Consider the following 18,485-nt stretch of genomic DNA (forward strand, 5'->3'; position numbering starts at 1 on the left):
GCGGTCGTTCCACCAGGCCATAAGCCAAGGGCAACAGTTGCACATGGGTTTGCCGAAGCGGGCAAGCGCCGGGAGAACCGATAGGGGTTTTGGATGCGGCGGCAGCGGCGAGGTTGGCGGGATGGATCTTGGACATTTGCATATCCCGTGTCTGTTTGAGACAGGGAACTGTGAATGTATCCAAAATCTACAGCAGTCAGACGTTTCTAAGTTTTGCGTAGGATGCGATCAATCAGGAAGAGGCATACGCCCTAAAATCCAAAATCCTACAGAGATTACTTGGGGTACAAAGGCGGTAACCCACTATCACCCACCGGATCCTGCACCCGTTCCGCCGCCGGAATGGTCCGAATCGCCCGCCACAAATCCTCACCCTGCCAATGCTGCCCCGTCTCGCTGTACAGCGCACCATTAAGCCCATCCAGCGCATCCGACAACGGCACAAACCGCGCCGCCATGTCCGCCAGTGTCTCTGGCTGCTGACGCGCCCACGCATCCAGTGCCTGCCGCGTTGCTTGCGGGTCATTGGCCTGACTCGCGCGTTTGATGTCATCCATCAAGGTGCGCGGGCTCGGGCCGGTTTGTGCGGCGCGATGCACCGCCGGTTGCCAGCGTGCGCGCCACCACAGGCCGAAGCCGAGGAGGGTGGTGCAGGCCAGAATTAGCGTGCTGAGTTTCCACCACCACAACACGTCGTTATCGACGACGCCCGGTTGTAGCGTGCCGGCCGGGGTGTCGACTTGCAGGCTCGGGTTGTTGGCCACTTGCAGGGTGCGCGCCGGCAGGCTGCTGTGCTCCAGGTGATCTTCGAAGGTGTTCCACCAGACCACGTCCACCGTCGGCAAATCGATGGCGCCGCTGCGGCTCGGCACCAGCGCTTCGCGTTCTTCGCGGCTGCCGACAATGCCGCGGTCGGTACTTTGGTTGCTCAGCACCGGTTGATCGGGGTAGCGGCGCAGGCCGTTGACGTCGGTGGCGGGCAGCGCTGGCAGTTGCGAGGCGGCCAGGCCTTCGACTTTCAATGTCAGGCTGCGGGTCAGGGAATCGCCAACCTGGGTGTGTTCCGGTTCCGGGTTCCAGCTTTCGCTGAGGCTCAGACTGCGTGCGGGCAGCCACGGCGCATCGACCGGATAGGTCAGGGGTTTGGGTTTGACGGTCAGGGGGATTTCCGCAGAACTGACGCGCATCAGTTTGCCCGGCTTCGGCCCCTGCGCATTGGCGTCCTGAGACGGCTGCGTGTCGACCAGTGTGGCGCTAAAGGTCTGTGGCGCAATGGTCAGCAAACCGCTGTGTTGCGGGTAGATTGCATAGCGCATTTCGATCACGCCATGGCGCACACCGTTGAGGTCTTTTTCGTAGGTGCGCGTGTCGCCCAGTTGCTCGATGCGTGCATCGGCGATTTGCAGCGGCGTCAGGCTGCTGTCGTCGTACAGCGACACTGAATGGTAGATGCGCAACGTCAGGATCGCCTGCGCCTGCACGTAGACGCTGGCCTGATCGAGGCTGGCTTCGATGAACACCGGATCAAGGCTGTTCTTGTTCTCGCGGGTGTCGCTTTCGACCACTTGCACGGTGATCGGCTGGCTCTGTGCGTCGCCCAGTTGCAGTGGCGGGATCACCACGCTGCCGTTCTCTTTGGGCAGCAGGGTGATGATCCAGCGCGTGGTCGCGCGGTTGTCGCCATTGAGGGTGTTGAGTTGGTTGACCTGGCGTGTGCCGCGCACTTCGAACAGCGCTTCCAGCGCGGTCAGATCGGGTTTGCCGAACTGGGTGACGTCGCTGGTTTCGAGGGTGAGCTCGACCGTCTCGCCGGAGTTCAGGCGACTGCGATCCACACTGGCCGTCAGCTCGGCCGCCTGGGCGGTGGCCGTGCAGAGCAGCAGGGGCAGCAAGAGAGCGGTGAAGCGGGTCATCGAGTGTTTTCCTGATCCTGATGTTGTTGCTGTTCGTACCAGAATTTGCGTCGCAGCAGTTCGCCCGGGTCATCCGGGATCTTGCCCAGCCATTGTTCCAGTGCCTGACGTTGCTCGCCTTCGAGGTTGTCCTCGCTCGGGCGCAGCGTCGGCACGGTGTCCGTTTGTTCTTCCTCGTCGCTGCCCGGCACTTCATTGGGCCCCGGCTGCGGCGGCGTGGTCGGTGGCGGTTCGCTGGCCGATTCGGTCGGTTGCGCGTCGCTCTGGGTTTCACTTTTTACCGCCGGTGGCGGCGTGGTCGCGGGCGCTGGTTCGTCGCCCGGCAGACTTTGCTGCTCGCTTGGCTTGGTGTCCGGCTCGGCGGGCGGAGGGGCGTTTTTCTGCTTGAGCAGATTTTCCACCAGCGTCTTGTTGGTCTGCGCCGGGCGTAAATCCGGTTGCTGTTCCAGTGCCTGCTCATAGGCGTCGATCGCCGCTTCCAGCTCACCGCTTTTCGCCAGCGCGTTGCCACGATTGTAGTGGGCGCGGGCGTCGCTGCCTTCGGCGAAACGCTGAGCGGCGCCACTGTAGTCGCCGGCTTCGTACAACGCCACCCCTTGCCATTGGTGATCGTCAAAATGCTGCGCGGCTTCAGCCGGGCGCTTCTGTTTGAGCAGGTGCAGGCCCTGTTGATCGGGGCGTAGCCACAAATCCTCAAAGTCAAAAGCGTAGCTGGGCTGCGGCAGGCAGAACAGCAACGGCAGGCAGAACAACCAGCCGCGACGTCCGGCACAGGCGGCGAGCAATAGCAGCGGCAACAGCAGCCAGTAACCCTGATCGGCCCAGGTATCGAGGCGTACGGTCTGGCCGTCGTCACGCAGGCTGCGTGGACCGCTGAGCAGGCCGAGTGCGCCAAGATCCGCTTCGTCGAGGCGGGCAGGGTGGTATTCGCCGCCGACGCTGTTGAGGAAAGCACTTAACCCCGGACTGTCGAGTTGCGGAACGCGAATCGCGCCTTGCTCGTCCTTGAGGAAACTGCCGTCCTCTTGGGCAATCGGCGCACCTTCGGCGGTGCCGACGCCGAGCATCAGCAACTGCGCCGATTGTCCGCTGAGTGCGCGGCGAATGCCTTGGCGTTCTGCCTCATCGAGCGACGAGCCGATTAACAGAATCCGCCCCTGACCGAGCGCGCCCTGTTTCAGCAGGGCCAGCGCTTTGCTCACGGCCAGATCGGCACGATGGCCACTTTCCGGCATCAACGACGGTTTGAGCGCGTCGAGCAGATTGCGGCTGGTCGCCAGGTCATCCGACAGCGGCACCAGCGTGTGCGCGCTGCCGGCGTAGACAACGATGGCGGTCTGCGCATCGCTGCGTGCCTGCAACAGATCGAACAGCTTGCGCCGCGCCTGTTCCAGTCGCGTCGGCGGCGAGTCGGTGGCGAGCATTTCCGGGGTCAGTTCCAGCACCACCACCAGCGGATCGGCGGGTTTCTGGCTGGTCTGTTCGACGCGCTCCCAACTCGGCCCGAGCAGCGCCAGAATGGTCAGCAACCACGCCACGCCGAGGGCGACCCACGGCAGTTTGCTGTCGCGACCGTTACCGCCGCTGAGCAGGGTGGCATGAAACGCCGGCGGCAAAATCATCTGCCAGCGCCCGGCACGTTTCTGCCGGTGCCAGAGTTGCCAGATCAGCCAGCCGAGCAGCGGCAGCAACAGCAACCACCACGGACGGAACCAGTGCGGCCAGAGCGCAATCATCGGCGCCTCCGCAGACGCAGGCGCTTGAGGCGCTCGCGCCAGTCAGGCAGTGGACTTTGCAGATACAGTTCCTTGGTGAACAGGCGCTGCAGCGGGTTGTCCGGCCACAATTCACGGGCGACCAGCAATAGGCTCAACCATAACGCCAGCGCCAAAGGCCAGTGATACAAGGCTTGTGCCGGGCGGGCCTGGGTCGGTTGTTGAGTCACCGGTTCGAGCTGGTCGAGTGTGTCTTTGATGGCTTGCAGTTCTTTGCCGTCGTGGGCACGGAAATACTGGCCGCCGGTGACTTCGGCGATGGCTTTGAGCGCCGGTTCGTCGAGGTCCAGGCTCGGATTGACGCCCAGCAGGCCGGTTGAGCCGCTGTCTTCAGGATTGGCGCCGATACCGATCGGATAGATTTTCACACCTTCGCTGGCCGCCAGTTTTGCTGCCGTCAGCGGATTGATTTCGCCGCCATTGTTGGCGCCGTCAGTGACCAGAATCAGCACGCGACTTTGCGCTGGACGCATGCGCAGGCGTTTCAGCGCCAGACCGATGGCGTCGCCGATCGCAGTGTTCTTGCCGGCAATGCCGATCCGCGCTTCGTCGAGCCAGACGCGCACGGTATGGCGGTCAAAGGTCAGCGGCGCTTGCAGATAGGCCTGGCTGCCAAACAGGATCAGGCCGACCCGGTCGCCATCGCGGCTTTCAAGGAAGTCGCCCAGCAGATGCTGAACCAAGGTGAGACGACTGACTTCTTCGTCCTGCCATTGCATATCGGGAAAATCCATCGAGCCGGACACGTCCACCGCCACCAGCAGATCACGCCCGCTGGCAGCAATCGGCAGCGGTTCGCCGAGCCATTGCGGGCGGGCGGCGGCGGTCAGCAGCAACAGCCACAAGAGCATGAACGGCGCTTGTTGACGCCATGCAGGCAGATTGGCGCGAGCGCGACGGCGGGCGAGGCCTTCGAGATCGGCGAGGAAACTCACTTTCAGCGCTGGCTCGCCACTGTCTGCCACTGGCAGCACCAGACGCATCAGCCACGGCAGTGGCACCAGTACGAAGATCCACGGCCAGGCGAACTCAAACATGTTTGCGAATCCACGTGTCGACCGCTTGGGTCAGGCCGGCGATGGCTTTGTCGTCGAGTTTGCATTCCGGTTTGTACGCGCCTTCGACCAACACCATCCAGCGCGTCAGGCCGGCGGCCGGGCAGCGGTTATCGAGGAACGCCAGCCATTTACGCCCGTTGAGGGTGTGGCTCTGGCTGTAGGGATAGTGGTTGCGGCACAGGCGTTTGAGCAGGCCGTTGAGTTGTTGCAGCCAGGCACCGGCCGGGGCGCCGTCGTAGGGTTTGGGCATTTGTGCGAGTTCAGCGAGGGCGGCGATGCGCACCGGGTCGAGCGGCTGTTCGGCACGCACGATCGGGCGTTTCTTCAGCGGAATGAAACGGCGCAGTTTCCATACGGCGAAACCCAGTAGCGGCAACAACAGAAGCAGCAGCCACCAGCCCGGTGCCGGCGGCCAGAAGGCGATTGGTGGCGGCGAGATCAGCGGTTGCAGTTGTTCGAGGCCGTTCATCGACCTTTCCCCGGACGCTGCGGATTGAGGAATTCGCGCATCTGCTCGACCATTTCACTTTGCGTGCTCAGCGGCATCAGCAGCACCCGCAGTTTTTGCGCGAGCAGTTCCCAGCGGGCGATGCGTGCTTCAGCTTGGGCGCGATAAGTCTGGCGCAGGTCGAAATTCAGCGTGTCGAGTTCCAGTTGTGCGCCGCGCTCGGCAAACCTCAGCAGGCCGGCAGCGGGGAGGGCGTGATCCAGCGGATCAGAGATGGGCAGCATCAGCAGATCGCAATGGCGCGCCAGCAGACTCAGTTGTTGCTCGGCACTGTCGGACAACGCACGCTCGTCGCAGATGACAATCACCAGACTGCCCGGGCGCAACACTTCGCGGGCACGGCGCAGGGCCACGCCGAACGCATCGCGATCCGGCTCACGCTCGCTGTGCAGCGACTGATTGACCTTGACCAGACGGTTGAGCAATTGCAGCAGGCTCTGTTTGCTGCGCCGCGGTTTGATTTCGTAGTGCTCGTTGTCGCCGAAGACCAGCCCGCCGACCCGGTCATTGTGACCAAGCGCGGCCCAGCCAATCAGCGCCGCCACTTGCGCCGCGAGCACCGATTTGAACATCAGCCCGGAACCGAAAAACAGCCGCGTGCTTTGCTCGACCATGATGAAAATCGGCCGCTCGCGTTCTTCATGGAACAGCTTGGTGTGCGGCTCTTGCGTTCGTGCAGTGACGCGCCAGTCGATGGTGCGCACGTCGTCGCCGGCCTGATAGACCCGCACCTGATCGAAATCGACGCCACGGCCCCGGAATTTCGAGTGATGCAGGCCGATCAGCGGGCTGCGCTGACTCGGCGTGGAAAACAGCTGCACTTCACGCACGCGGTGACGCATCTCGATCAGCTCGGCGAGGCTGACGCGGATGCCCGGTGCGGACGGCAGGGGGGCGTTCATGGGGGTCAAGCGACGGCTACGACGTCGAGAATCCGCTGCACCACCCGATCCTGATCGATGCCGGCGGCTTCGGCTTCAAACGACAAAATGATACGGTGACGCAACACATCGAACAGCACCGCTTGAATGTCTTCCGGGCTGACGAAGTCGCGACCGGCCAGCCAGGCGTGGGCGCGGGCGCAGCGGTCGAGGGCAATCGAACCGCGAGGGCTGGCGCCGTAGGCGATCCACTCGGCCATTTCCGGGTCGAACTTGGCCGGGTTGCGCGTGGCCATGACCAGTTGCACGAGGTATTCCTCCACGGCGTCGGCCATGTACAGACCGAGGATTTCCTTGCGCGCGGCGAAGATCGCCTGCTGGCTGACCCGGCGCTCGGGTTTGGTCTCGCCGTTCAGCGCTTCGCCACGGGCCTGCTGCAGGATGCGGCGTTCGACGGCGGCGTCCGGGAAACCGATTTTCACGTGCATCAGGAAACGGTCGAGTTGCGCTTCCGGCAGAGGGTAAGTGCCTTCCTGCTCGATCGGGTTCTGCGTGGCCATCACCAGAAACAGCGGCGACAGCTCGTAAGTGCTGCGGCCGACACTGACCTGACGTTCGGCCATGGCTTCGAGCAGCGCCGATTGCACCTTGGCCGGGGCGCGGTTGATTTCGTCCGCCAGCACCAGGTTGTGGAAGATCGGCCCTTGCTGGAACACGAAACTGCCGGTTTCCGGGCGATAGATCTCGGTGCCGGTGATGTCGGCCGGCAGCAGGTCAGGGGTGAACTGGATGCGATGGAACTGGGCTTCGATGCCCTCGGCGAGTTCTTTGATCGCTTTGGTCTTGGCCAGACCCGGCGCGCCCTCGACCAGCATGTGGCCGTCGGCGAGCAGGGCGATGAGCAAACGCTCGATGAGTTTTTCCTGGCCGAGAATCTGCGTTGAAAGAAAGGTTCGCAGCGCGAGCAGCGCTTCACGATGTTCCATCGGTGACTGTTCCTGGAAAGGGGTGGCCACAGGCGTTCGGATAACGCCGGGGCTGGGGGCGTTACTTTAATCCATCGCGGGGGGTGGCGACTAACGGCATTTTGCGCAAAGTGCGGGAATGACTGGGGGATTTGTTGGATTTTTGTAGCCGGGCAGTGATTGGTTGCCTGTGCCGGCCCTATCGCGAGCAGGCTCACTCCTACAATGGATCGTCGTACACCGACCTGTAGTGAGCCTGCTCGCGATGGGGCCAGTCCAGAAACCATTAAGCTTCGTTGATGAAGGTACCTGTCCCATCAAGGATGTTCGTCAAGGTCTCGACAACCTCATCCATATCCACCATATCCGGGTTAAAGCTGATCTCCAGCACATCATCCCCGTTCAACGCATCAGCATCCGCCGCCGCAATCTCGATCTTCAGCAGCGTCGAGGTCAAAGTAACTTTTACGCCGTCGAGCGTCGAAGGCTCGCCATCCAGTGTGATCTCCAGCTCGTCCTCATCCGGGTAGCGGCTCATCAGAAACATGTCGCCCTTGTCGCTGTGGCAGCAGAGCATGGCCATGTTGTCTTCTTCGTCATCGCACGGGTTGACGATGAGTAGGGCGGTGGTCATTTGCATGGGGGGATTCCTGCCTCGAGGGGCGTGTTGGTCGCTAATGGGCGCGATTCTGCCAGTCCTCGGGAATTTCTGCATGTGAGAGTGTCAGAGGATGTGTCGTGAACGCGACGTGGGTCAATGGTCATTTCTGGCACGCATGTACCGTAAAAACGGGCATGTAACCCAGCGTTTTCCGCTACGACTGCTAGTGTTTACCGGTGCGAAACCCTCGGTTTACGTGCCAATGACCGAATATGTCGCAGCACCGCAAGCAGACACATTGTCGCACCCTTTAAGCTGCGCAACGGATGAGCACCCGTAAAGGCATTGTCGGCACCGCTGGCAGTCGCTTTTGCAGATGCTCATTCTATGGAAGGTGAATGTGACCTGAGTGTCCCGTCCAGCTTCACCCACCTGTCCCCCTGTTTCCTCTGCCCGAGAATCAGGAACAGGGCGACACAAGCCCCGAAAGGGGTGTTGCACGCGACGCTTTCCATCAATAACAAGCTTAAGCGGAGTACCACAGATGGCGTTCTTCACCGCAGCCAGCAAAGCCGACTTCCAGCACCAACTGCAAGCGGCACTGGCGCAGCACATCAGTGAACAGGCACTGCCACAAGTGGCGCTGTTCGCTGAACAATTCTTCGGCATCATTTCTCTGGACGAGCTGACTCAACGTCGCCTCTCCGACCTCGCTGGCTGTACTCTCTCTGCGTGGCGCCTGCTTGAGCGCTTCGATCACGCGCAACCGCAAGTGCGCGTCTACAACCCTGATTACGAGCGTCATGGCTGGCAGTCGACCCACACCGCGGTCGAAGTCCTGCACCATGACCTGCCATTCCTGGTCGACTCGGTTCGTACCGAACTGAACCGTCGCGGCTACAGCATCCACACCCTGCAAACCACCGTGCTCAGCGTGCGCCGTGGCAGCAAGGGCGAGTTGCTGGAAATCCTGCCAAAAGGCAGCACCGGCGAAGGCGTGCTGCACGAGTCGCTGATGTACCTGGAAATCGACCGCTGCGCCAACGCGGCCGAACTGAATGTGCTGAGCAAAGAGCTGGAACAGGTTCTCGGTGAAGTCCGCGTAGCGGTCGCCGATTTCGAGCCGATGAAAGCCAAGGTGCAGGAAATCCTCACCAAACTCGACAACAGCGCCTTCGCCATCGATGCCGACGAGAAGAACGAAGTCAAAAGCTTCCTGGAATGGCTGGTGGGCAACCACTTTACCTTCCTCGGCTACGAAGAATTCGTGGTCACCGATCAGGCCGATGGCGGCCACATCGAGTACGACCAGAACTCCTTCCTCGGCCTGACCAAACTGCTGCGCACCGGCCTGACCTACGAAGACCTGCGCATCGAAGACTACGCCGTTGCCTACCTGCGCGAACCGACCCTGCTGTCGTTTGCCAAGGCTGCGCACCCAAGCCGCGTACACCGTCCGGCTTACCCGGACTACGTGTCGATCCGTGAAATCGACGCTGACGGCAAAGTCATCAAGGAACACCGCTTCATGGGCCTGTACACCTCCTCGGTGTATGGCGAGAGCGTGCGGGTCATCCCGTTCATCCGCCGCAAGGTTGAAGAAATCGAAACGCGCTCCGGCTTCCAGTCCAAGGCTCACCTGGGCAAGGAACTGGCGCAGGTGCTCGAAGTATTGCCGCGTGATGACCTGTTCCAGACTCCGGTCGACGAACTGTTCACCACCGTCATGTCGATCGTGCAGATCCAGGAACGCAACAAGATCCGCGTGTTCCTGCGCAAAGACCCGTACGGTCGTTTCTGCTACTGCCTGGCCTACGTGCCGCGCGATATCTATTCCACCGAAGTTCGCCAGAAGATCCAGCAAGTGCTGATGGAGCGCCTGAAGGCTTCCGATTGCGAATTCTGGACGTTCTTCTCCGAGTCGGTACTGGCGCGCGTGCAGTTGATCCTGCGTGTCGACCCGAAAAACCGTCTCGACATCGACCCGGTGCTGTTGGAAAAAGAAGTCGTGCAAGCCTGCCGCAGCTGGCAGGACGATTACGCCGCACTGACCGTCGAGAGCTTCGGCGAAGCCCACGGCACCAACGTGCTGGCCGACTTCCCGAAAGGCTTCCCAGCCGGCTACCGCGAGCGTTTCGCAGCGCATTCGGCCGTGGTCGACATGCAGCACCTGCTGAGCCTCAACGAAAAAAATCCGTTGGTGATGAGCTTCTATCAGCCGCTCGGTCAGGTCTCCGGCCAGCGCGAGCTGCATTGCAAGCTGTACCACGCCGACACGCCGCTGGCGCTGTCCGACGTCTTGCCGATTCTGGAAAACCTCGGTCTGCGCGTACTGGGTGAATTCCCGTACCGTCTGCGTCACACCAATGGCCGCGAGTTCTGGATTCACGACTTCGCGTTCACTGCCGCTGAAGGTCTGGACCTCGACATCCAGCAACTCAACGACACCCTGCAGGACGCCTTCGTCCACATCGTTCGCGGCGACGCCGAAAACGATGCGTTCAACCGTCTGGTACTGACCGCCGGCCTGCCTTGGCGCGACGTCGCGCTGCTGCGTGCTTACGCGCGTTACCTGAAGCAGATTCGTCTGGGCTTCGATCTGGGTTACATCGCCAGCACCCTGAACAACCACACCGACATCGCTCGCGAGCTGACCCGGTTGTTCAAGACCCGCTTCTATCTGGCGCGCAAACTCGGCAGCGACGATCTGGAAGACAAGCAACTGCGTCTGGAACAAGCGATTCTGACCGCACTGGACGACGTCCAGGTGCTCAACGAAGACCGCATCCTGCGTCGTTACCTCGACCTGATCAAAGCGACCCTGCGGACCAACTTCTATCAGACTGATGCCAACGGCCAGAACAAGTCGTACTTCAGCTTCAAGTTCAACCCGCACGCGATCCCTGAACTGCCGAAGCCAGTGCCGAAGTTCGAAATCTTCGTCTACTCGCCACGCGTTGAAGGCGTGCACCTGCGCTTCGGTAACGTCGCCCGTGGTGGTCTGCGCTGGTCCGACCGTGAAGAAGACTTCCGTACCGAAGTCCTCGGCCTGGTAAAAGCCCAGCAAGTGAAGAACTCGGTCATCGTGCCAGTGGGTGCGAAGGGCGGCTTCCTGCCGCGTCGTCTGCCACTGGGCGGCAGCCGTGACGAGATCGCGGCCGAGGGCATCGCCTGCTACCGCATCTTCATTTCCGGTCTGTTGGACATCACCGACAACCTGAAAGACGGTGCGCTGGTACCGCCATTGAACGTGGTTCGCCACGACGATGACGACCCGTACCTGGTAGTAGCGGCGGACAAGGGCACTGCGACCTTCTCCGACATCGCCAACGGTATCGCCATCGACTACGGCTTCTGGCTGGGTGACGCGTTTGCGTCCGGTGGTTCGGCCGGTTACGACCACAAGAAAATGGGCATTACCGCCAAAGGCGCGTGGGTGGGCGTACAACGTCACTTCCGCGAGCGCGGCATCAATGTTCAGGAAGACAGCATCACCGTAGTGGGCGTCGGCGACATGGCCGGTGACGTGTTCGGTAACGGCCTGTTGATGTCCGACAAGCTGCAACTGGTCGCGGCCTTCAACCACATGCACATCTTCATCGACCCGAACCCGAACCCGGCGACCAGCTTCGTCGAGCGTCAGCGCATGTTCGACCTGCCGCGTTCGGCCTGGACCGACTACGACACCAGCATCATGTCCGAAGGCGGCGGTATCTTCTCGCGCAGCGCAAAGAGCATCGCAATCTCCCCGCAGATGCAGGAACGCTTCGACATCAAGGCTGACAAGCTGACCCCGACCGAACTGCTGAACGCCTTGCTCAAGGCGCCGGTGGATCTGCTGTGGAACGGCGGTATCGGTACTTACGTCAAAGCCAGCACCGAAAGCCACGCCGATGTCGGCGACAAGGCCAACGATGCGCTGCGCGTGAACGGCAACGAGCTGCGCTGCAAAGTCGTGGGCGAGGGCGGTAACCTCGGCATGACCCAGCTGGGGCGTGTGGAATTCGGCCTCAATGGCGGCGGCTCCAACACCGACTTCATCGACAACGCCGGTGGTGTGGACTGCTCCGACCACGAAGTGAACATCAAGATCCTGCTGAACGAAGTGGTTCAGGCCGGTGACATGACCGACAAGCAACGCAACCAGTTGCTGGCGAGCATGACCGACGAAGTCGGCAATCTGGTGCTGGGCAACAACTACAAGCAGACTCAGGCGCTGTCCCTGGCGGCGCGTCGTGCGTATGCGCGCATCGCTGAGTACAAGCGTCTGATGAGCGATCTGGAAGGCCGTGGCAAGCTGGACCGTGCCATCGAGTTCCTGCCGACCGAAGAGCAACTGGCCGAGCGTATTGCTGAGGGCCACGGTCTGACCCGTCCTGAGCTGTCGGTGCTGATTTCGTACAGCAAGATCGACCTCAAAGAGCAGCTACTGGGCTCCTTGGTGCCGGACGACGATTACCTGACCCGCGACATGGAAACGGCGTTCCCGCCGTCTCTGGTCAGCAAGTTCTCCGAAGCCATGCGTCGTCACCGCCTGAAGCGCGAGATCGTCAGCACCCAGATCGCCAACGACCTGGTCAACCACATGGGCATCACCTTCGTTCAACGACTCAAAGAGTCGACCGGCATGAGCCCGGCGAACGTGGCGGGCGCTTATGTGATCGTGCGCGACATCTTCCACCTCCCGCACTGGTTCCGTCAGATTGAAGCGCTGGACTACCAGGTCAGCGCTGACGTACAGCTGGAACTGATGGACGAGCTGATGCGTCTGGGCCGTCGCGCTACGCGCTGGTTCCTGCGTGCCCGCCGCAACGAGCAGAACGCTGCCCGTGACGTCGCGCACTTCGGTCCGCATCTGAAAGAGCTGGGCCTGAAACTCGACGAACTGCTGAGCGGCGAAATCCGTGAAAACTGGCAGGCGCGTTATCAGGCGTACGTCGAAGCCGGTGTGCCGGAATTGCTGGCGCGTATGGTTGCGGGCACCTCGCACCTGTACACCCTGCTGCCGATCATCGAAGCCTCCGACGTAACTGGCCAGAACCCGGCCGAAGTGGCCAAGGCCTACTTCGCCGTGGGCAGTGCGCTGGACATCACCTGGTACCTGCAACAGATCAGCGCGCTGCCGGTTGAAAACAACTGGCAAGCCCTGGCCCGTGAAGCGTTCCGTGATGACGTCGACTGGCAGCAACGGGCGATCACCATCTCCGTCCTGCAACAGGGCGACGGCACGCTGGACGTGGAAGCACGTCTGGCGCTGTGGATGGAACAGCACGAAAGCATGATCTCGCGCTGGCGCGCCATGCTGGTGGAAATCCGTGCGGCGAGCGGCACGGACTACGCCATGTATGCAGTGGCCAACCGTGAACTGCTGGATCTGGCATTGAGCGGGCAAGCGGTAGTGCCTGCGGCTGCTACGAATGCCGAGCTTGAACTGGCGTAAGTAGTGGTTGAATGAAAAAGCCCCGCTCTCGGAAGAGGCGGGGCTTTTTCATTGTTCTTATTTACACCAGTTCCGAACAACGAAAGGCGAAACCGCGTACGCCATCGGCATGAGGCAAGGAAGTGCCAGCCCCGATAATCTGATCATTTTGGGTGGCTATGGATACGCCTAAATCGAGAACATCAGTTAGATTAATGGTCAAAAAACCGTTATCTGCAAAATTGATGTCTTGAACACCGTCCAAGTCGAACTTGGCAATGATCGTTTTTGAGTTTTCCTCTCCTAAGGTGTCGGCGATAACCATTATGTGCTTGCCCTGTCGCAGGGTACCTTGATGCCATTGAATACCCATCGGCGCCCGTGGATATGAGGTAATCAATGGCTCGCCTTGATTAAAGGAAGAGACCAATGCGCCTTTGTTATCGATACAAAACAATAGGCCACTTTGAATCGCGTGTGACGATGTGCTACCGACACCCAGGATATTGCCGTCAGGTAATTCTATAAGTTGACTTGTACCGCCACGATGCTGATCAGTTTCAATCACAACGAAGCCTTTGTTGCCGAACTCTTTAATGATCTCACCCTGTGCATTGAAGCGAGCAACCATCGGCATCATTTTGCCATCCACGGCAGTGCTTCCACCAACGGCAAACGATCCGTCCTGGAGCCTTATCAGTGAGGTAGCCGTTGTGTAATTAGCAAGATACTGGACAGCGACATAGCCTTTTCCATGAAAATCCATGTCCAGCGAACCGTTCTTTTCCAGCCTGATTAATAAACCGATATTGTCGCTGAAGCTATATAGATGATTGCTGATAATCATCAGCTTGCCGTCGGGCAACTCAATGGAGTGTCCACCTTCGCGGGACGTCGATGCGTCTTTATTGGCGATCTCTTCTTTGGACAATCGGTAGGCGGGTGTCGAGATGGGATCAACGATCAGTACCCCATCGTTTCCAAATGCCTTGACGGGCAATCCTTTATCGTCAAAAAGAGCCAAACCACGCCGCGGTGGGGTCGAAGGATCGTACTCGAACCACCCTTCAAGCAGTATTGTCTCGTCTTTGAGTACGCGAACACTCATGCCCGTTGATAGATCGCCGACTGCGAACTCACCAACGACACTTCCTTGATCACCGAAATCGGGATCTTGTCGACCATCAGTCTTCAGGCGCACGATTGAGAAACGTTTTCCAGCTCTGCCTGCGATCAACAGTTTGTTATCCGGCGCGACGGTGATGCCCCACACAAATCCATTGGTGCCATCCGGATATTTTAACCAACTCACGCCTGATTCATCAGATCCGAAATTCGGGTCGAGAGCTTCCACGTTGGCGCTATTGATAATGTTAGACATTGCCTGCTCCTCAAACCTGTGGTTTCTGCATACGCCGATAACCGACCTGGGATCGAGAGATCAATACAGTCAGATTATTGGAAGCGAATTTGGCGAGACGGTCTACTGTCAGGGTTGACAGTAGACAGATGAGCATATGTGTGAAGTTCGAGGGCGCGGTATCTCGCCTTTGCTGCCAATGCCGAGTTTTACTCGGCTTGGGCAGTGGTTGAACGAGAAAGCCCCGGTGTCGTGAGATGCCGGGGCTTTTTTATGTCTGAGGGGGTTGTGCTGGCTGTTCCGGCGCCATCGCGAGCAGGCTCGCTCCCACAGGTGGAATGCATTTCAAATGTGGGAGGGAGCCTGCTCGCGAAAGGGCCCTTACATTCAATATAACTTCTGACCGTGTTTACTATTTAGCATCGACACTTTATCCGCAGGTCTGGCGACTAAATTATTGAGCGACTGGTCAAACTTCTGCAACGCCCGAACTTGCACATCCTGCTGCTGATTAATATCCGCAACAATCTCTTCCGAACGCTTGAAGTCCGCCCAAACAGGCGTCAATTCCCGTGCATCCGAACCTTTCGCCGTACCGATGTAATTCAACCGCGCATCATAAAAATCGGCACTGACATCGGCTTTGATATCCGAGCTACGTGAGGTGATCAGTTGGCTATGGGTATCAACGATCGCTACCACATCCGGTCTGGCCGCATGCAGGCTTTGCATGTCCGGATACACCGTCACCGAGCCGAACTGACGTTGCAGCGAGGCATTCACCCATTCCACCGCCATGTCCGGTTTCGAACTGGCGACGTAGGCGTCATGAATCGGCTGCACCAGCAGGCTCTGGCCGAAACCGGTGCCGGCGTTGGCCTGATAGTCGCGCAAGTATTCGCGGTTGGTCTGGGTGCTCGGGCTGTAGACCACGCCGAGCGACACGCCGGGACCGCTTTTCACTTGTGTGGCGCTGCTGCGGCCGGTGGGATGGGGGAGCATTGTGTCCAGTGAGGAAACGGCTTGGGGCGCGGTAGGTACCGAACAGGCTGACAGAGCTAAAACCGATATCGCCAGTACACTGGTGAACGCAAGTTTCATGGTGTTTCTCCCGTGAAACAACATCAGTCGGAAAGTTTGAAATGCTGTCGGCGACGACAGTTAATTCAGACTAAACCCGCCAAGCTGACAATTTGCTGTAATAAAAGACGACCAATAGTCTGATTCGCTTTAACGCATAACAGCTAATTGCCTCGGGAAATAAAACGGCGCCAATCGTCGATTTGCGCCTGTTTATTTATGGCTGATTAAACAGCCATCAGTTTTTCAGCGGGATCAACACTTGCTCATCCGGGGCCAGGACCATGAACACCAGTAACTTCGCCGGTTTGGTTTTGCTGGCATTTTTCGAGACCAAATGTTCGGAGCCGGCCGGCTCGTACCAGAACTGACCCTTTTTGTAGGTGATCGGCTGTTCACCTTTGACCTGGGAAATCACTTCACCTTCCAGCACATAAGCCATGGCGGTGCCGTCGTGTTTATGGGCGATGGAGGACTGGCCGGGTTTGTAGTCGACTTCGATCATCATGGCTTTTTTGCCGGGGGCGTTTTTCAGCATCTGGTCTTGCAGGACGGTGACTTTTTCCGATGGGTCATGGGCGAAAGCGGCCGAGGTACAGAGGCTCAGGGTGAGGGCGACGGCGAAGAAGGGCAGGGTTTTCATGGCGGGTTACCTGTGATGATCGGGGGTGTAATCACAGTAGTCCGCAGGGTGGCGCATTCAAACGGCCAATATTTGGGAAGATTGGGTGACCAATTGCCGGCGTGTCAGAAAGGCTATTGGTGTGGCGTAATACGCCTTCGCGAGCAAGCTCGCTCCCACAGGTTTTGCGGTTGCTCACCTATTTTGTGAACAACAAATAACCCTGTGGGAGCGAGCCTGCTCGCGAAGAGGCCAGATCAGACGATAGGAAAGCTGTTGAAATCCACACTATTGGCCAGCCGACTATCGATCAGGTCAATAAACCCCTGCGCCTCAGGTCGGTTGAAATGCGCCTGCATCGCCGCTTCCGACTGCCAACGGGCACTGACCGTCCAGCGGTGGCTGTCCTCGGGGCAGCGGTCGACCAGGTAGGAATCGCAGCCCGGCGTTTCGCGCAGGGTTTCAACGATCTTCTGCAGTTGCCTGCCCAGCTCATCCGAGCGGCCGGCCGCAGCCTGCACCTGGACCGTATTGATCACTTCGTTGGACATTGCTCACACTCCTGAATCAGGCCGGACGAATCCTGCTCATTGAGGGATAACGCCTGTGCAGGATAGGCCTGCACCCCCGGAACACCAATAACCAATCGGCGGTTAAATCTTTAGGCCAATCGCTCAGGCGACCTGCTGAAGGATGTCGCGCAGGCGATCCAGGGCAATATCAATGTCCAGGGTTTCGATGGCGCCGAAGCCGAAGTACAGGCCATTTTTCGCGGGTTGCTGATGATAGAAACCATTGATCGAGTACAGCCCGACTTCGACCTTTTTCGCCAGTTCGATCACCAGCGGCAAGTCGATCGGCACCTTGCAGAACACCGCCATATGAAACCCGGCGCTGGCCGGTACCGCCTCCAGCCATGGCGCCAGATCAGTGGCCATGCGCGCCAGAATCCGCTCGCGGCGCTGCGCGTAGATCGCATGACAGCGGCGGATGTGCTTGAGCAGGCAGCCCTCGGCGATGAACTTGGCCAACGCCCATTGCGGCAGGGTCGAAGCGTGCAGATCGGTGAGTTGCTTGGCGCGGATCACCGCTTCGAGAATCGCTGGCGGCAGGATTGCATAACCCAAACGCAGCTCCGGGAGCAGGGTTTTCGAGAACGTGCCGACGTAAGCGACGATGCCGCGCTGGTCGAGATTGAACAGCGAATCGGTCGGCCGGCCTTCGTAGCGGAATTCGCTGTCATAGTCGTCCTCGATGATGATCGCCCCCAACTCATGAGCGCGAGCCAGCAAGGCTTCGCGACGCGCGTGGCTCATCGGCATGCCTAGCGGAAACTGATGCGATGGCGTTACATAAATCAGTCGCGTGCCGTCGGGAATCTGCTCAACGACAATCCCTTCAGCGTCCACCGGCACTCCGACCACCTCGGCGCCATGGGTGCCGAACAGCAGGCGTGCCGGCGGATAACCGGGATCTTCCATCGCCACCAGACTGCCGGGGCGAATCAACACGCGGGTGATCAGGTCCAGCGCTTGTTGCGCGCCATTGCACACGACGATGTCTTCATCCTGACAGTTGATCCCCCGTGAGAACGCGATGTGCCGGGCAATCGCATTGCGCAGCGCCGGCAGGCCTTCGGCGACACTGTAGAAGCCCTTGGACTGGCTCATCTGGCGCATCGCGTGGGCAACGCAGCGGCGCCAGTCATCCTGCGGAAACTGACCCTTGCTGGTGGCGCCACCGATGAAGTCGTAGCGCAACGAACCTTCCAGCGTCGGGTGACGCAGGAACACCGGCAGATTGCGCCAGCTCTCGATCACTTCGGCACTGGCCAGTTCGCTGTGGCTTTGCTTGCGCTGGATTTGCGCCGGACGCGCGTTGACGTAGGTGCCCTTGCCGATCACCCCGGTGAGGAAGTTTTCGTAGGTCAGTTGTGCGTAGGTGTCGGAGATGGTCTTGCGCGAGATGCCCAGTTGCTCGGCGAGCAGACGGCTGGGCGGCAATTGCGTGCCAGCGGCGAGGCGCCCGGATTCAATGGCGCCGCGCAACTGCTGATACAACTGACCGGCGAGATCCTTGCGGCCGTTGATCACGACGTGAAGTTCCATACCGACGAGGCTCCCGGGGCTATTAGGCGTGCCCGCCAGATTACCGCTGTTGCGGGATCGGCAATAGTTGCCTACCCGAAAAACCCGAAATTGGCCTAGATCCCCTGTGGGAGCGAGCTTGCTCGCGAATGCGGTGTATCAGTCGCCGAATTGGGTGTCTGGATTGGCGCTTTCGCGAGCAAGCTCGCTCCCACA

The 18,485-nt window shown here is 59.8% G+C and carries 13 protein-coding genes; 1 reads left to right on the forward strand and 12 read right to left on the reverse strand.

Annotation, left to right across the window (positions count from 1 at the left end; genetic code table 11):
- Window positions 1–275: 275 nt before the first annotated feature.
- The 7 genes from ACW9IR_RS17350 to ACW9IR_RS17380 form a co-directional block, all read right to left on the reverse strand.
- On the reverse strand, window positions 276–1,913 hold the full coding sequence (locus ACW9IR_RS17350; protein WP_457464371.1) for a BatD family protein: 1,638 nt from the start codon (window positions 1,911–1,913) through the stop codon (window positions 276–278).
- Entirely contained in the window at window positions 1,910–3,649 is a 1,740-nt protein-coding gene (locus ACW9IR_RS17355) for a tetratricopeptide repeat protein (RefSeq protein ID WP_457464373.1), read from the reverse strand. Before ACW9IR_RS17355 ends, ACW9IR_RS17350 begins: the two co-directional genes overlap by 4 nt.
- A complete protein-coding gene (locus ACW9IR_RS17360; protein ID WP_457464375.1) occupies window positions 3,646–4,725 on the reverse strand; it encodes a vWA domain-containing protein in 1,080 nt (359 codons plus the stop codon). The genes ACW9IR_RS17355 and ACW9IR_RS17360 overlap by 4 nt, the downstream gene beginning before the upstream one ends.
- Window positions 4,718–5,215 (reverse strand): DUF4381 domain-containing protein, encoded by a 498-nt coding sequence (locus tag ACW9IR_RS17365; protein WP_102902185.1) that lies wholly within the window; start codon window positions 5,213–5,215, stop codon window positions 4,718–4,720. Before ACW9IR_RS17365 ends, ACW9IR_RS17360 begins: the two co-directional genes overlap by 8 nt.
- Window positions 5,212–6,156 (reverse strand): DUF58 domain-containing protein, encoded by a 945-nt coding sequence (locus ACW9IR_RS17370; RefSeq protein WP_457464377.1) that lies wholly within the window; start codon window positions 6,154–6,156, stop codon window positions 5,212–5,214. The genes ACW9IR_RS17365 and ACW9IR_RS17370 overlap by 4 nt, the downstream gene beginning before the upstream one ends.
- A gap of 5 nt (window positions 6,157–6,161) precedes the next feature.
- Window positions 6,162–7,121, reverse strand: coding sequence for an AAA family ATPase (locus ACW9IR_RS17375; protein ID WP_007913915.1), 960 nt, complete (start codon window positions 7,119–7,121; stop codon window positions 6,162–6,164).
- A gap of 265 nt (window positions 7,122–7,386) precedes the next feature.
- The gene (locus tag ACW9IR_RS17380; protein WP_108226813.1) at window positions 7,387–7,740 is read right to left on the reverse strand and encodes a hypothetical protein; all 354 of its coding nucleotides are present in this window, start codon (window positions 7,738–7,740) and stop codon (window positions 7,387–7,389) included.
- A gap of 505 nt (window positions 7,741–8,245) precedes the next feature.
- On the opposite strand from ACW9IR_RS17380, the gene ACW9IR_RS17385 reads away from it, so the two are divergent.
- Entirely contained in the window at window positions 8,246–13,141 is a 4,896-nt protein-coding gene (locus ACW9IR_RS17385) for an NAD-glutamate dehydrogenase (RefSeq protein WP_457464379.1), read from the forward strand.
- 61 nt (window positions 13,142–13,202) lie between these two features.
- Here the strand turns inward: ACW9IR_RS17385 and ACW9IR_RS17390 are convergent, their stop codons facing one another.
- From ACW9IR_RS17390 to pdxR, 5 genes are all read right to left on the reverse strand, one after another.
- Entirely contained in the window at window positions 13,203–14,501 is a 1,299-nt protein-coding gene (locus ACW9IR_RS17390) for an NHL repeat-containing protein (protein WP_110721231.1), read from the reverse strand.
- A 366-nt stretch (window positions 14,502–14,867) separates the two neighbouring features.
- Window positions 14,868–15,581: an ATPase gene (locus tag ACW9IR_RS17395; RefSeq protein ID WP_102902190.1), complete on the reverse strand. Its 714-nt coding sequence runs from the start codon at window positions 15,579–15,581 to the stop codon at window positions 14,868–14,870.
- A 217-nt stretch (window positions 15,582–15,798) separates the two neighbouring features.
- Window positions 15,799–16,203 (reverse strand): cupin domain-containing protein, encoded by a 405-nt coding sequence (locus ACW9IR_RS17400; protein WP_457464382.1) that lies wholly within the window; start codon window positions 16,201–16,203, stop codon window positions 15,799–15,801.
- A 236-nt stretch (window positions 16,204–16,439) separates the two neighbouring features.
- Window positions 16,440–16,733: a putative quinol monooxygenase gene (locus ACW9IR_RS17405; protein ID WP_016984406.1), complete on the reverse strand. Its 294-nt coding sequence runs from the start codon at window positions 16,731–16,733 to the stop codon at window positions 16,440–16,442.
- Between the two features lie 123 nt (window positions 16,734–16,856).
- Complete coding sequence (gene pdxR / locus ACW9IR_RS17410; protein ID WP_102902192.1) at window positions 16,857–18,290, reverse strand: MocR-like pyridoxine biosynthesis transcription factor PdxR; 1,434 nt, start codon at window positions 18,288–18,290, stop codon at window positions 16,857–16,859.
- Window positions 18,291–18,485 lie beyond the last annotated feature (195 nt).

The organism is Pseudomonas sp. SDT291_1_S447 (assembly GCF_054070155.1).

Coding starts and splice junctions, on each gene's coding strand:
- ACW9IR_RS17350 (WP_457464371.1), bottom strand. CDS start 1,913: ATGACCCGCTTCACCGCTCTCTTGCTGCCCCTGCTGCTCTGCACGGCC.
- ACW9IR_RS17355 (WP_457464373.1), bottom strand. CDS start 3,649: ATGATTGCGCTCTGGCCGCACTGGTTCCGTCCGTGGTGGTTGCTGTTG.
- ACW9IR_RS17360 (WP_457464375.1), bottom strand. CDS start 4,725: ATGTTTGAGTTCGCCTGGCCGTGGATCTTCGTACTGGTGCCACTGCCG.
- ACW9IR_RS17365 (WP_102902185.1), bottom strand. CDS start 5,215: ATGAACGGCCTCGAACAACTGCAACCGCTGATCTCGCCGCCACCAATC.
- ACW9IR_RS17370 (WP_457464377.1), bottom strand. CDS start 6,156: ATGAACGCCCCCCTGCCGTCCGCACCGGGCATCCGCGTCAGCCTCGCC.
- ACW9IR_RS17375 (WP_007913915.1), bottom strand. CDS start 7,121: ATGGAACATCGTGAAGCGCTGCTCGCGCTGCGAACCTTTCTTTCAACG.
- ACW9IR_RS17380 (WP_108226813.1), bottom strand. CDS start 7,740: ATGCAAATGACCACCGCCCTACTCATCGTCAACCCGTGCGATGACGAA.
- ACW9IR_RS17385 (WP_457464379.1), top strand. CDS start 8,246: ATGGCGTTCTTCACCGCAGCCAGCAAAGCCGACTTCCAGCACCAACTG.
- ACW9IR_RS17390 (WP_110721231.1), bottom strand. CDS start 14,501: ATGTCTAACATTATCAATAGCGCCAACGTGGAAGCTCTCGACCCGAAT.
- ACW9IR_RS17395 (WP_102902190.1), bottom strand. CDS start 15,581: ATGAAACTTGCGTTCACCAGTGTACTGGCGATATCGGTTTTAGCTCTG.
- ACW9IR_RS17400 (WP_457464382.1), bottom strand. CDS start 16,203: ATGAAAACCCTGCCCTTCTTCGCCGTCGCCCTCACCCTGAGCCTCTGT.
- ACW9IR_RS17405 (WP_016984406.1), bottom strand. CDS start 16,733: ATGTCCAACGAAGTGATCAATACGGTCCAGGTGCAGGCTGCGGCCGGC.
- pdxR (WP_102902192.1), bottom strand. CDS start 18,290: ATGGAACTTCACGTCGTGATCAACGGCCGCAAGGATCTCGCCGGTCAG.